11 protein-coding genes, 1 tRNA gene and 1 pseudogene are annotated in these 13,182 nt (G+C 62.1%); 11 read left to right on the forward strand and 2 right to left on the reverse strand.

Translation table 11 applies throughout. The features are described 5' to 3' along the window. Nucleotides 1-80: 80 nt before the first annotated feature. From NKH70_RS34770 to NKH70_RS34810, 9 genes and pseudogenes are all read left to right on the forward strand, one after another. Nucleotides 81-749 (forward strand): annotated as a pseudogene (locus NKH70_RS34770) (NADH-quinone oxidoreductase subunit M); the annotation flags it as partial. Between the two features lie 18 nt (nucleotides 750-767). Further along, on the forward strand, nucleotides 768-2,204 hold the full coding sequence (nuoN, locus tag NKH70_RS34775) for an NADH-quinone oxidoreductase subunit NuoN (protein WP_352978643.1): 1,437 nt from the start codon (nucleotides 768-770) through the stop codon (nucleotides 2,202-2,204). Between the two features lie 4 nt (nucleotides 2,205-2,208). After that, the gene (locus NKH70_RS34780) at nucleotides 2,209-3,030 is read left to right on the forward strand and encodes a biotin--[acetyl-CoA-carboxylase] ligase (protein ID WP_352718912.1); all 822 of its coding nucleotides are present in this window, start codon (nucleotides 2,209-2,211) and stop codon (nucleotides 3,028-3,030) included. An 84-nt stretch (nucleotides 3,031-3,114) separates the two neighbouring features. Beyond that, on the forward strand, nucleotides 3,115-4,785 hold the full coding sequence (locus NKH70_RS34785; RefSeq protein ID WP_352978645.1) for a ribonuclease J: 1,671 nt from the start codon (nucleotides 3,115-3,117) through the stop codon (nucleotides 4,783-4,785). 120 nt (nucleotides 4,786-4,905) lie between these two features. Beyond that, entirely contained in the window at nucleotides 4,906-5,310 is a 405-nt protein-coding gene (gene mce, locus NKH70_RS34790) for a methylmalonyl-CoA epimerase (protein WP_352466858.1), read from the forward strand. After that, entirely contained in the window at nucleotides 5,307-5,591 is a 285-nt protein-coding gene (locus NKH70_RS34795) for a DUF1467 family protein (RefSeq protein ID WP_353027393.1), read from the forward strand. Before mce ends, NKH70_RS34795 begins: the two co-directional genes overlap by 4 nt. A 561-nt stretch (nucleotides 5,592-6,152) precedes the next feature. Further along, entirely contained in the window at nucleotides 6,153-7,481 is a 1,329-nt protein-coding gene (gene proS, locus NKH70_RS34800; RefSeq protein ID WP_352718909.1) for a proline--tRNA ligase, read from the forward strand. Beyond that, complete coding sequence (locus tag NKH70_RS34805; protein ID WP_352718908.1) at nucleotides 7,478-8,764, forward strand: lipoprotein-releasing ABC transporter permease subunit; 1,287 nt, start codon at nucleotides 7,478-7,480, stop codon at nucleotides 8,762-8,764. The genes proS and NKH70_RS34805 overlap by 4 nt, the downstream gene beginning before the upstream one ends. Continuing rightward, nucleotides 8,761-9,444: an ABC transporter ATP-binding protein gene (locus NKH70_RS34810; RefSeq protein ID WP_254818120.1), complete on the forward strand. Its 684-nt coding sequence runs from the start codon at nucleotides 8,761-8,763 to the stop codon at nucleotides 9,442-9,444. Before NKH70_RS34805 ends, NKH70_RS34810 begins: the two co-directional genes overlap by 4 nt. 388 nt (nucleotides 9,445-9,832) lie before the next feature. Here NKH70_RS34810 and lipB read toward each other — a convergent pair whose 3' ends face one another. Beyond that, nucleotides 9,833-10,576 carry a lipoyl(octanoyl) transferase LipB gene (gene lipB, locus NKH70_RS34815; RefSeq protein WP_352978649.1) on the reverse strand — a complete coding sequence of 248 codons (744 nt, stop codon included), beginning with the start codon at nucleotides 10,574-10,576 and terminating at the stop codon, nucleotides 9,833-9,835. Between the two features lie 177 nt (nucleotides 10,577-10,753). Here lipB and NKH70_RS34820 point away from each other — a divergent pair. Both NKH70_RS34820 and NKH70_RS34825 read left to right on the forward strand, forming a co-directional pair. Beyond that, nucleotides 10,754-10,838: transfer RNA gene (locus NKH70_RS34820), tRNA-Leu, on the forward strand. 137 nt (nucleotides 10,839-10,975) lie between these two features. Further along, complete coding sequence (locus tag NKH70_RS34825; RefSeq protein ID WP_352916965.1) at nucleotides 10,976-12,358, forward strand: DUF6538 domain-containing protein; 1,383 nt, start codon at nucleotides 10,976-10,978, stop codon at nucleotides 12,356-12,358. 535 nt (nucleotides 12,359-12,893) lie between these two features. Here NKH70_RS34825 and NKH70_RS34830 read toward each other — a convergent pair. After that, nucleotides 12,894-13,182: hypothetical protein (locus NKH70_RS34830; protein WP_353027394.1), on the reverse strand; the 289-nt coding region annotated here is incomplete at its 5' end.

Raw genomic sequence — 13,182 nt, forward strand, 5'->3', positions numbered from 1 at the left:
TTTATAAGACAGTGGTCCCGTGCTGCTGTTTTTTGCTGGGGATTTGTCTCATCGCCCACGATATATGCGCGCGCCGGTGATTTTCACGCTCCGTCGTCGCCATCATCTACACCTCGCTGGTGGCGCTGATGCAGGAGGACATGAAGAAGCTGATCGCCTATTCGTCGGTCGCTCACATGGGCTTCGTTACCATGGGCATCTTCGCGATGAACCAGGAAGGCGTCCAGGGTTCGATCTTCCAGATGCTGTCGCACGGCCTGGTCTCGGGCGCGCTGTTCCTCTGCGTAGGCGTCGTCTACGATCGCATGCACACGCGTGACATCGACGCCTATGGCGGGTTGGTCAACAACATGCCGAAATATGCAACCGTGTTCATGATCTTCACCATGGCCAATGTCGGCCTGCCCGGCACCAGCGGCTTTGTCGGCGAGTTCCTGACCATGCTCGGCGTGTTCCGGGTCAACACCTGGGTGGCGTTCTTCGCTGCCACCGGCGTCATCCTGTCGGCGGCCTACGCGCTCTGGCTCTACCGCAAGGTGATCTTCGGCGCACTGACCAAGGAAAGCCTGAAAGGCCTGCTCGACCTGTCGACGCGCGAGAAGGTGATCATCTATCCGCTGGTCGCGCTGGTCATCTTCTTCGGTGTCTATCCGGCGCCGATCTTCGACGCCACGGCCGAATCGGTCAAGGCGCTCGTCACCAATGTCACCGCATCCATCGGCGCCGCGCAGACCGCGGCGGCGAACTGACTGGGGGTTTTGCGAACCATGACGCCGGACCTTCTCTCCAGCCTGTCGCTCTCGACGCCAGAGCTGATCCTCGCCATCGGCGCCTTGGCGCTGTTGATGCTCGGCGCCTATTCGCGCGCCAACACCACCGTCACGGTGAGCGGCCTTGCCGTCGCCGTGCTGGTGGTCGCCGGCGCCTGGCTGATCTTTTCGCCGGGGCAGGGCAATGCCTATGGCGAGGCCTTCATCCAGGACCCATTCGCCCGCTTCATGAAGGTGCTGGCGCTGGTCGGCTCGGCGGTGACGCTGGTCATGTCGGTCCGCTTTGCCCAGGCGGAGCGTTTCGACAAGTTCGAATATCCGGTGCTGATCCTGCTCTGCACGCTCGGCATGATGCTGATGATCTCGGCCAACGGCATGATCGGGCTCTATCTCGGCCTCGAGCTGCAGTCGCTGGCGATCTACGTGCTGGCGGCGATTAACCGCGACAATCTGCGCTCGACCGAGGCCGGGCTGAAGTACTTCGTCCTTGGCGCGCTGTCGTCGGGCATGCTGCTTTACGGCATCTCGCTGGTCTACGGCTACACCGGCAACACCGGCTTCCAGGAGATCGCCGCGGCGCTGAGCGGGGGCGAGCGCCAGCTTGGCCTCGTCTTCGGCCTGGTCTTTGTGCTGGCCGGCCTTGCCTTCAAGATCTCGGCGGTGCCGTTCCATATGTGGACGCCCGACGTCTATGAAGGCGCGCCGACGCCGGTGACGGCTTTTCTGGCGGCGGCACCCAAAATGGCGGCGATGGCGCTGATGGTGCGCGTCACCATGGGCGCCTTCAAGCCGATCGCCGCCGACTGGCAGCAGATCATCGTCTTCATCTCGATCGCCTCGATGGCGCTCGGCGCCTTCGCGGCCATCGGCCAGACCAACATCAAGCGGCTGATGGCCTATTCCTCCATCGGCCATATGGGTTATGCGCTGGTCGGCCTTGCGGCCAACAGCCAGGACGGTGTGCGCGGCGTCGCCATCTACATGCTGATCTATCTGGTGATGACGCTCGGCACCTTCGCCTTCATCCTCGCGATGCGGCGCAAGGAGGGCAATGTCGAGCAGATCAGCGATCTCGCCGGCCTGTCGGCGACCAATCCGATCATGGCGACGATCCTCACCATCCTGATGTTCTCGCTGGCCGGTATCCCACCGCTCGCCGGCTTCTGGGGGAAATGGTACGTGTTCCTCGCCGCCATCAACGCCAATCTCTACGCGCTGGCGATCATCGGCGTGCTCGCCTCTGTGGTGGGCGCCTATTATTATCTGCGCATCATCAAGATCATGTGGTTCGACGAACCGGTCGGCGGCTTCGTGCCGATGGCGACCGAGCTGCGCGTCGTGCTCGGTGTCTGTGGCGCCTTCGTGCTGTTCTACGTGCTGATCGGCGGCCCGATCGGAACCTACGCGGCAGCCGCGGCCAAGACCTTCTTCTAGCGGAATGACGTTCAGGCTGGCTCCAACCGCGGCTTCGGAAGGGTTCCGGCTCGAGGCGCACGATACGGTCGGCTCAACCAATGCGCTGGCGCTGGAGCACGCGCGGGCAGGCGATCCCGGCAAATTGTGGGTCGTTTCAAAAAAACAGGAAGCTGGGCGTGGCCGCCGTGGCCGCGCCTGGGCGACGCCCGAGGGCAATCTGGCCGCGACGCTGCTGGTGATCACCAACACCGAGCTTCGACTTGCCGCGACGCTCGGCTTCGTTGCCGGACTGGCGCTGGCCGACGCGCTCGACGCCGTCGTGCCGAAGGGCAGGATCGCGATCGGCCTCGATGGTGCGAGCCAAGGCAAGAACCGTTTCGAACTGAAATGGCCGAACGATGTGCTTGCCTCGGGCGCCAAGCTCGCCGGCATCCTGCTGGAATCGGCGATGCTGGATGGCGACCGTTCGGCGGTGGCTGTCGGCATCGGCGTCAATGTGGTGGCTTATCCCAGGGATTTGCCCTATCCAGCGACGTCGCTCAACGCGCTGGGATCTGCTTGCGACGCCGAGACGCTGTTCCTGGCGCTGTCGGATGCCTGGAGCGAGAATGCGCGGCTGTGGAACGAAGGGCGCGGGCTTGCCGCCGTCAGGCGGCGCTGGCTGGCGCGTGCGGCGGGGCTTGGCGGGCAGGTTGCTGTCAGAATTGACGGTAATGTGGTGCGCGGCACCTTCGAGACCATTGACGAGGACTGCCGTTTCGTGATCCGCGACGATCAAGGTTCGGTTCTGACGATCGCTGCCGGCGACGTGCATTTCGGCGCGGTTGCCTCGGCCGGCGTTTGACCGGCCAATACGTTTGACTGGCCAGCATTTGACCAGCTTGAATTTGACCGGCCCACAATTTTGACCGGCAAGGAAGGAAAGACCATGGCGATAGCGGAAAACGCCGAACTTGTCTTCGTGCCGCTCGGCGGTGTCGGCGAGATTGGCATGAACTTCGCCCTCTACGGCTATGGGCCGGCCAATGCGCGCGAATGGATCATCGTCGATGTCGGCGTTACTTTTCCCGATGCAACCCTGCCCGGCGTCGATCTGGTACTGCCCGACACCCGCTTCATCGAGGAGAATGTCGCCAATCTGCGCGGCATCGTCATCACCCATGCGCATGAGGACCATTACGGGGCGCTGCACGATATCTGGCCGAAGCTCAAGGCGCCGGTCTGGATGACGCCGTTCAGCGCCGGCCTGCTGGAAGCCAAGCGGCAGGGCGAGCAAGGGGCGCCGAAGATCCCGGTGACGATCTACCGGGCCGGCGAGAAATTTACCGTCGGTCCGTTCGAGATCGAGGCCATCCCCGTCGCGCACTCCATTCCCGAACCGATGTCGCTGGCGATCACCACGCCGGCCGGCGTCGTCATCCATACCGGCGATTGGAAGATCGATCCGGCGCCGACGGTCGGGCCGATGACCGACGAGGCGCGCTTCCGCGCCTATGGCGACAAGGGCGTGCTGGCGCTGATCTGCGATTCCACCAATGCGATGCGGGAAGGAGAATCGCCGTCCGAAGTGGCGGTGGGCGAGGGTCTCAAGAGCGTCATCCAGAACGCCAAGGGCCGTGTCGCTGTCACCAGCTTCTCCTCCAATGTCGGGCGCATCGTCTCCATCGCCAGGGCAGCGCAGGATGCCGGCCGCCAGTGCCTGGTGCTTGGCCGTTCGATGAAGCGCGTCATCGATGTGGCTGATGAACTCGGCTATATGGACGGGTTGCCGGAGTTCATCGCCGAGGAGGATTACGGCTTCATTCCGCGCGAAAACCTCGTCATCATCTGCACCGGCAGCCAGGGCGAGCCGCTTGCCGCACTTGCCAAGCTGTCGCGCGACGAGATGAAGTCGGTGGCGCTGACGGCCGGCGACACGGTGGTGTTTTCCTCGCGCACCATTCCCGGCAACGAGAAGGCGATCCTCGAAATCAAGAACCGCCTGATCGATCTCGGCATCAAGATCATCGAGGACGGCGATGCGCTGGTGCATGTCTCCGGCCATCCACGCCGCAGCGAATTGCGCAAGATGTATGAATGGGTGCGGCCGCAGATCGGCGTTCCCGTGCATGGCGAAGCGGCGCATCTGGTGGCGCAGGGCTCGCTGATGTCGACGTCCGGCATCGGCCAGGTGGCGCAGGTGCGCGACGGCGACATGCTCAGGCTGTATCCGGGTGCCGCCGCCATCATCGACCAGGTGCCGTTCGGCCGCATCTACAAGGACGGAAGGCTAATCGGCACCGACCAGGCGATGGGCATTCGCGACCGCCGCAAGCTGTCCTTTGCCGGCCATGTCGCCGTCAATGTCGTGCTCGACGACAAATACGAGCTTGCCGGCGATCCGGATCTCGTCGCCATCGGCGTCGCCGAGGCCGACGGCGGCGGCGAGAGCCTGGAAGACCTGATGATCGATGCGGCAATCGGCGCCGTGGACTCCATCCCCCGCCAGCGCCGAAAAGACCTCGACCTGGTCCAGGAGGCGGTGCGGCGCGCGGTGCGTGGCGCGGCCAACGAAGCCTGGGGCAAGAAGCCGCTGGTGACGGTGTTCGTCACAAGATGAGGGAGTAGGGGAGTATGGCAGTAGGGGAGTAGGGAAGAACAGATAGTTTGCACTCTCCAAACTTGTTTTCCCTACTCCCGTACTGCCCTATTCCCCTACTCCCCTAACCGGGAGCACCCTATGCTCGGACGCCTCAACCATGTCGCGCTTGCCGTGCCGGATCTGGCTGCGGCTGCGGCGGTCTATCGCGATACGCTTGGCGCCCGCGTGACTGCGCCGCAAGCGCTGCCGGAGCATGGCGTTACGGTGGTGTTCGTCGATGTCGGAAACACCAGGATCGAGTTGCTGGAGCCGCTCGGCGAAGGCTCGCCGATCGCGGGATTCCTCGAGAAGAATCCGTCCGGCGGCATGCACCATGTCTGCTATGAGGTGGACGACATCGTTGCGGCGCGCGACCGTCTCAAGGCCAGCGGCGCGCGTTTGCTGGGCGACGGCAATCCGAAGACCGGCGCACATGGCAAGCCGGTATTGTTTCTGCACCCCAAGGATTTCTTCGGCACGCTGGTCGAACTGGAGCAAGCATGAGGTGGGTTTCGTTTGTCGCCCTGTTCTTCGCCACCTGGTGGGTGGTGTTGTTCGCCGTCCTGCCGTTCAGCATGCGGACGCAGGACGAGGACCAGGACGTGACGCTTGGCACGGTTCCGAGCGCACCGCGCGGGCCGCACATGCTGCGCGCGGCGCTGCGCACGACGATCGCCACGCTGGTCCTCATGGGTATCTTCTACGGCATCACGAGAGGGCTTGGCCTCGGCATCGACGACATCCCGCACATCGTGCCGGATTTCAACCAGAGCCCAGCGCATTAGCCGGCTACCTACTGTGTCCGGCTATCCAAGGCCTATGCCGACGCCCTGAAATCAAGCTGAGCCAGCAAGGTGAACCCAAAGTAAAGGCCGGGGCGGGTTTGGGCTGACGCAACGTCATGTAGTTTGGTAATCTGTCGTGCTAACCAAGTGATTGCACAAAAAAAATGCAAGGCGCGAGGCCTTGCAATTTAAACGCGTCCGATCTGTTTCCGGTGTCCGGCGGCAGCGAGTTACCGCGCCTAGATCGCATCCTCCCAAGACTTTGACCGCGTAGGAGGGCAGATTTTTCTCTACCCTCTCGGTTATGGGGGCACACTAGCCTAAGCCAGGTGAAAATGTCACGAAGAATTTTGCCCGGAAACAAGCAATCTCGTGCTGCAGTGCACAATAGTGCGGCAGGCGTTGCTTGCGAAACGACCAGCCGGCCGCATGCGGCGATCGCAACGCCGTGCAGCGCCTGGGCCGGGTTTCCATTCCGCCATGAAATGGCTATGAAGCCGGGGCAAGCAAGCCTGCGCTGCGCCGATTCCGGCGCCGCCATCCTCTCTCACGGACCAGTTCATGCGTTTGTCGCGCTATTTCCTGCCCATTCTCAAAGAAAATCCGCGCGAGGCCGAAATCGTCTCGCATCGGCTGATGCTGCGCGCTGGCATGATCCGCCAGCAGGGGCAGGGCAGCTTTTCCTGGCTGCCGCTCGGCAAGCGGGTGCTGGACAAGGTCTGCCGGATCATTCGCGAGGAGCAGAATCGCGCCGGCGCGCTCGAAATCCTGATGCCGACCATCCAATCGGCCGAGCTGTGGCGCGAAAGCGGCCGCTATGAAGACTATGGCAAGGAGATGCTGCGCATCAAGGACCGGCAAGACCGCGATATGCTCTACGGGCCGACCAACGAGGAGATGGTCACCGAGATCTTCCGCTCCTACGTCAAGTCCTACAAGGACCTGCCGCTCAACCTCTATCACATCCAGTGGAAGTTTCGCGACGAGGTGCGCCCGCGCTTCGGCGTCATGCGTTCGCGCGAGTTCCTGATGAAGGACGCCTATTCCTTCGACCTCGATTATGAAGGCGCCAAGGCCGCCTATAACCGTATGTTCGTGTCCTATCTCAGGACGTTTACGCGCATGGGGCTGCAAGCGATCCCGATGCGCGCCGACACCGGGCCGATCGGCGGCGACCTCAGCCATGAGTTCATCATCCTGGCCGACACCGGCGAGAGCCAGGTGTTTTGCCATCGCGACTATCTCTCGCTTGATGTACCGGGGGCGAATACCGACTTTTCGAATGACGCCGAGATCGCCGAGATCGTCAAGACATGGACGACGCCCTATGCCGCCACCGACGAGATGCATGACGAGGCGGCATGGGAGAAGGTGCCGACCGGCGACCGGGTCTCGGCGCGCGGCATCGAGGTCGGCCATATCTTCCATTTCGGCGACAAATATTCCAAGCCGATGGGCGCCAAGGTGACCGGGCCGGACGGCAAGGATCATTTCGTCTCTGGCGGTTCCTACGGCATCGGCCCGTCGCGGCTGGTCGCGGCGATCATCGAGGCCAGCCATGACGATAACGGCATCATCTGGCCGGAAGCGGTGGCACCGTTCGACATCGGCCTGATCAACATGAAGGCTGGCGATGCCGAATGCGACCGGGTCTGCGGCGAGCTGCATGCCGCCTTTGCCGCCGCCGGCAAGGAGGTGCTCTACGATGACACCGACCAGCGGCCGGGCGGCAAGTTCGCTACCGCCGACCTGATCGGACTTCCGTGGCAGGTGATCGTCGGGCCGCGCGGTGTAGCCGCCGGCGAGGTCGAGATCAAGAACCGCAGGACCGGCGAGCGCGAGACGCTGCCGGTCGGCGACGTGAAAAAGCGTTTCGGTGCCGCGGCATGAACGAAGCGGCAGCAGCCAAACCTTCGGCGGCAGGACCCTTTTCCGGCTTTGAGCGCATGGTGGCGTGGCGCTATCTGCGCTCGCGCCGCAAGGAGACGGTGATCTCGGTCATCGCCTCGATCTCCTTCCTCGGCATCATGCTGGGCGTCGCCACGCTGATCGTCGTCATGGCGGTGATGAACGGCTTTCGCGCCGAACTGCTGACGCGCATCCTCGGCGTCAACGGGCACCTGATCGTGCAGCCGCTCGACATGCCGCTGGAGGACTATGCGCAGGTCGCCGGCCGCATCAACGGCGTGCCCGGCGTCAAATACGCCATTCCGCTGATCGACGGACAGGTGCTGGCGCAAGGCAATGTCGGGGGCGGCACCGGCGCGCTGGTGCGCGGCATACGCGGCGAGGATCTCGGCAAGATCACAATCGTCGCCAACAACATCAAGGAGGGCTCGATCGTCGGCTTCGACACCGGCGAGGGCGTCGCCATCGGCAGCCGCATGGCCGAGAATCTCGGCCTTGTGCTTGGCGATACGATCACGCTGATCTCGCCCGAGGGCGACGTCACGCCGCTCGGCACGACGCCGCGCATGAAAGGCTATCCGGTCACCGCGATCTTCGAGGTCGGCATGTCGGAATATGACAGCTCCATCGTCTACATGCCGTTTTCGGAAGCGCAGCTTTATTTCAACATGGACGGCAGGGCGCAGACGATCGAGATCTACGCCGACAATCCCGACAATATCGACGCGCTGAAGCCGAAGGTCGAAGAGGCGGCGCAGCGGCCGATCAGCCTTGTCGACTGGCGAGAACGCAACAGGACGTTCTTCGATGCGTTGCAGGTCGAGCGCAACGTCATGTTCATGATCCTGACGCTGATCGTGCTGGTGGCGGCGCTCAACATCATTTCGGGCCTGATCATGCTGGTGAAGGACAAGGGCCACGACATCGCCATCCTGCGCACCATGGGCGCCACGCGCGGCGCCATCCTGCGCATCTTCCTGATGACGGGCGCGGCGATCGGCGTTGTCGGCACCATCGCCGGCGTGCTGCTCGGCGTTGTAATCTGCCTGAACGTCGAGCGAATCCGCCAGTTCTTCTCCTGGCTGGCCGGCGAGAGGCTGTTCAATCCCGAGCTCTATTTCCTCAGCCAACTGCCCGCCCGGATGGATGTCAGCGAGACGATCTCGGTCGTTCTCATGGCGCTGGCGCTATCGTTCCTGGCGACCCTGTTTCCGGCGTGGCGCGCGGCCAGGCTCGATCCGGTCGAAGCGCTGAGGTACGAATGATGGCCGAGGCCATTATCGAGCTGAAGAGCGTCGAGCGGCACTATGTGCAGGGGCCGCGCAAGCTGACCATCCTGAACGGCGCCGATTTTTCGCTGAAGCGTGGTGAGATGGTGGCGCTGGTGGCGCCGTCGGGCACCGGCAAGTCGACGCTGCTCCATACGGCCGGGCTGCTGGAGCGGCCGGATGCCGGCGACGTGATCCTGGCGGGGCGCGCCTGCGGCCGGCTTTCCGACGACGAGCGCACGGCGATCCGCCGCAACGACGTCGGCTTCGTCTATCAGTTCCATCATTTGCTTCCGGAATTCTCGGCGTTGGAAAACATCATGATGCCGCAGCTGATAAAAGGGCTGCCGCGCAAGGAGGCGGCCGAGCGAGCGGCGCAATTGCTCGACTATATGCAGATCGGCAAGCGGGCGCAGCATCGCCCTTCCGAGCTCTCCGGCGGCGAGCAGCAGCGCGTCGCCATTGCGCGTGCCGTCGCCAATGCGCCGCTGGTGCTTTTGGCCGACGAGCCGACCGGCAATCTCGACCCGGTGACCGCTTCCTATGTGTTCGAGGCGCTGGCAGCGCTGGTCCGGCAATCGGGCTTGGCGGCGCTCATCGCCACCCACAATCACGAGCTCGCCTCGCGCATGGACCGCCGCGTGACGCTGGCCGACGGCAAGGTCGTGCCGCTTTAGGGTGTGTCGATATTCAGGTGATGCCGGCCTGCGAACGGGCAGAAGCCCTCCCGCTATATTCCGTGCGCGCGTTCGGCCCGAACGGATCGGCAACCTCCCTCTCAACCCTTTCTTAACCTTGCCGAATTGACCGCGGGCGATTTCGATGATGCCCGGACCTCGGTCGTTGACATTCGAACAAAATTAGAACAAAATACGAACATACTAACAACAGGAGAGAGTTATGACCGATCTTGTTCAGGATGTCGTCTCGCTGGTGTGCATGAGCACGTTCCTCATTTCCATGGCAATCTGGATCGGCGCGATGTGAGGGGCCGCCGAAAAAGTGGCTCGACGCTGATGAGCGAGGGCCGCCTTCGCACCTTGGCGCAGGCGTTCGACGAGTGTTTCAGCCGGCCCTGCGGGACACTTCGACAGGCGACACCGCGGCGGGGCCGAACACGTCCTCGAAAGCGAATTTCAGCGCCAGGTCGAGGTCGGCCATGGTCACGGGAAGGCCGAGATCGACAAGGCTGGTGACGCCGTGATCCTGGACGCCGCACGGCACGATGCCGCTGAAATGGCTGAGGTCCGGCTCGACATTGATGGCGATGCCGTGAAAGCTCACCCAGCGCCTCAGCCTGATACCGATGGCGGCGATCTTGTCCTCGGCCGCCGAGCCGTCGGGCAAAGTGGGGCGATCCGGCCGCACCACCCAGACGCCGACGCGGTCCTCCCGGCGTTCGCCGCGTACGTTGAAGGCGGCCAGCGTGACGATGATCCATTGTTCGAGTGCCGCGACGAAAGCGCGGACATCCTCGCGCCGCCGCTTCAGATCGAGCATCACATAGGCGACGCGCTGGCCCGGCCCATGATAGGTGTATTCGCCGCCGCGCCCGGCGGCAAAGACCGGGAAACGGTCCGGCTCGATCAGGTCCTCGATGCGGGCGCTGGTGCCGGCGGTGTAGAGCGGCGGGTGCTCGACCAGCCAGACCATCTCGCCGGCAGCACCACTGCGGATTGCCTCGGCGCGCGCCTCCATCACGGCGAGCGCATCGGGATAGGCGGTGAGCCCGGGCTCGATGCGCCATTCGACCGGCGCCGAGCCGGGCAAGGGCAGGAACGACGTGGCGATCTGGCTGCGTTCTGTCATGATATCTCGTCTCGCCACCCATATGGCGGCAATCGGTACAAACGTCCAGTTCCGGGCACGCTCGGTCCCTTGAAGAGTTATGCCGATGTCCGGCCGATTATTGCTGGCCGCGCACTTGTTTCACTGGAAACGATTTGCTACACGCCGCGGGCCGGTTGGTTCCGGCTCCTACCACGTGCGGTCGTGGCGGAATTGGTAGACGCGCAGCGTTGAGGTCGCTGTGGGGCAACCCGTGGAAGTTCGAGTCTTCTCGACCGCACCATTAAATTAGTGAACTGACGCTCCTAAATCATTGAAATGTCAGATCGACAGATCCCCCTCTCTCGGGGGATCTTGGAATTCTTGCCGTAATGCGATACAGTCTGCGATACAAACTGAGATACATCGCGAGATTGGCCCATGCGAAAAGAGGCCTTCCCAGAGCCCGCCAGGGACCCGGATCGCTACCTCATCCAGCGCGACGGAATTTTCTATTACCATCGGCGAGTGCCTGCCAAGCTGGCCGGCATCGACGATCGAGGCACCTTCATTCGCAAGTCTTTGGGAACGGACGAGCGCCGCCTGGCACGTGCAATGCGCGACAGGCTTGAAGACGCGGACAAGACCCTGTGGGCCGTGCTTCTTTGCGGCGGCGAGACAAGATCAGCACTTGATCAGTATCGTGACGCCGTTCACCGAGCTGAAGCCATGGGCGTCTCTTACCTTTCAAACGGACAAGTGGCAGGCTTTCACAATGTCGATGCGATCTTGAAGCGTGTCGAGGCGCTGGAGCGCGTCCAAGCGGCCCCCGCCGTGGCCGACGCTCTCCTCGGCGGCGTGCAAGTGCCGCCGGTCAAAATCTCAGAGGCTTTTGATCTCTACGCCGACGAGATCATGGCCCATGAAGTTGTGGGTAAGAGTCATTCGCAGCGCAGAATGTGGAGGAAAGTAAAGCAGAGGGCCGTCAGCAATTTTATCGCCCTGGTCGGCGACAAGCCCATCGGTGAAATCACGCGCGAGGATGGACTGGCCTTCTACCGATTTTGGCTCAAGCGTGTTGCGCCGTCGCCCGACGTCGGACCCGCAACACATTCCGCGTCGGCCGGCAATCGAGATCTCGGCAACATGCGCGACCTCTACAGGCGCTATTTCGCTCATCTGGGCGACGAACAAAAAGGCACCCCATTTGATGACCTCCGATTTTCGGAGCGTGGCAAGCGCCGTCGTAAACGCCCGTCATTCGAACCCAAATGGATATCCGATCAGATCATGAGGCCAGGCGCTTTAGCATCCCTGGATGCTCAAGCGCGCCGATGCGTTCTGGCGCTGATCGAGACAGGCGCACGGCCAAGCGAGATATGCAATCTCGACGAGACCGTGATCTTCCTTGACACACCGGTTCCCTACATTCGCATAACCCCAAGGGAGGACGTCGATGATCCGCGCGAAATCAAGACCGAATGGTCCGTGCGAGATGTGCCGCTGGTAGGCGTCGCCTTGGAAGTTTTTAAGAAAAGTCCACAGGGATTTCCGCGGTACCGTAATCGTGAAGAGGCACTTTCAGCAAACCTAAATAAGTATTTCAAAACCCACAAACTGTTCCCGACTCCGAAGCACAAGATTTACTCGCTCCGGCACAGTTTCGAGGATCGTATGAAAGAGGCAGGCCTCGACAGTGAGCTTCGCAAAATCTTGATGGGCCATACGATCGAGCGGGTGGAGTATGGTTCGGGCGGATCACTGCAATGGCGACGCGACGAGCTCAAAAAAATTGCTTTGCCTTTCGATCCCGAGATCGTTTGAGCCGTTCCTGGACGCGCAGCATTGCGCCCGTCTCTGCCATCAGTTTCTTCCTTTCGCTTTCAAGACGCTCGTAAATTGGGAGATACGCTTGTCCTTTTTTGCCAGCCTTGTGAATAGCAAGCGCCAGTGTATCCAGAGCGCGGTCAATTCGCTCTAACGTCACAGATTCAGGAACCGTGCTGACCCGTGGCAGAGCACAATTCATCCGCGGTTCCCATCTCCGTTTTCGGCTCGGTGATGACACAGAGGAGATAATGGCAGCAGGAGCAGGTGAGAAAAGCGGTTTGGCTCTGGCATAGTGCGGCGGCGCGCTTCGGCGTAGAAATCGGAAAACGGGCCTGCGGCGGCAGCTCTGAAATCGATCGGCGTTAGGCCTTCATCCGCCGGAGATCGGAATCCGCAACCCACCATCTATGGCACGCGACTGCAGATCAGTCGCGGTACGGCACCTCTCGCCGGGGGTGGCGGTCCCGCGTCTCGCCTGTGGCGCCGCTATGCTGACGCTCCTTCGGCACCCGGTTAACCGGTCTCGAGGTCACGAACTGGCTACGTCGACGAAATGAATCCTCCTTAGACCAATGGACATTTCATCGACTGCGCTTTGTACGCCTTTTTTATTGACGAGGCGTTCTTTTGCTACTGTGGGCAAGCGGCCTGACAGCAAATCGACATCGAGTCCCACGAACTCGAAATTGGGAGTCATGACGATGGTTGATGGGGCATGACCTGCCACTGAGTTTTTCCTCCATCTGAGATTAGAGTCCGGCCTCGATTGAAGGACGGACTGATGAAGAGAAAGCGGTTTACGGAAGAGCAGATCATCG

Source organism: Mesorhizobium sp. M0991 (assembly GCF_040318915.1).
GTDB lineage: Bacteria > Pseudomonadota > Alphaproteobacteria > Rhizobiales > Rhizobiaceae > Mesorhizobium.

What these genes read in the sequence shown, in the direction of transcription:
- nuoN (WP_352978643.1), top strand. Translation starts at nt 768, where the DNA reads ATGACGCCGGACCTTCTCTCCAGCCTGTCGCTCTCGACGCCAGAGCTG.
- NKH70_RS34780 (WP_352718912.1), top strand. Translation starts at nt 2,209, where the DNA reads ATGACGTTCAGGCTGGCTCCAACCGCGGCTTCGGAAGGGTTCCGGCTC.
- NKH70_RS34785 (WP_352978645.1), top strand. Translation starts at nt 3,115, where the DNA reads ATGGCGATAGCGGAAAACGCCGAACTTGTCTTCGTGCCGCTCGGCGGT.
- mce (WP_352466858.1), top strand. Translation starts at nt 4,906, where the DNA reads ATGCTCGGACGCCTCAACCATGTCGCGCTTGCCGTGCCGGATCTGGCT.
- NKH70_RS34795 (WP_353027393.1), top strand. Translation starts at nt 5,307, where the DNA reads ATGAGGTGGGTTTCGTTTGTCGCCCTGTTCTTCGCCACCTGGTGGGTG.
- proS (WP_352718909.1), top strand. Translation starts at nt 6,153, where the DNA reads ATGCGTTTGTCGCGCTATTTCCTGCCCATTCTCAAAGAAAATCCGCGC.
- NKH70_RS34805 (WP_352718908.1), top strand. Translation starts at nt 7,478, where the DNA reads ATGAACGAAGCGGCAGCAGCCAAACCTTCGGCGGCAGGACCCTTTTCC.
- NKH70_RS34810 (WP_254818120.1), top strand. Translation starts at nt 8,761, where the DNA reads ATGATGGCCGAGGCCATTATCGAGCTGAAGAGCGTCGAGCGGCACTAT.
- lipB (WP_352978649.1), bottom strand. Translation starts at nt 10,576, where the DNA reads ATGACAGAACGCAGCCAGATCGCCACGTCGTTCCTGCCCTTGCCCGGC.
- NKH70_RS34825 (WP_352916965.1), top strand. Translation starts at nt 10,976, where the DNA reads ATGCGAAAAGAGGCCTTCCCAGAGCCCGCCAGGGACCCGGATCGCTAC.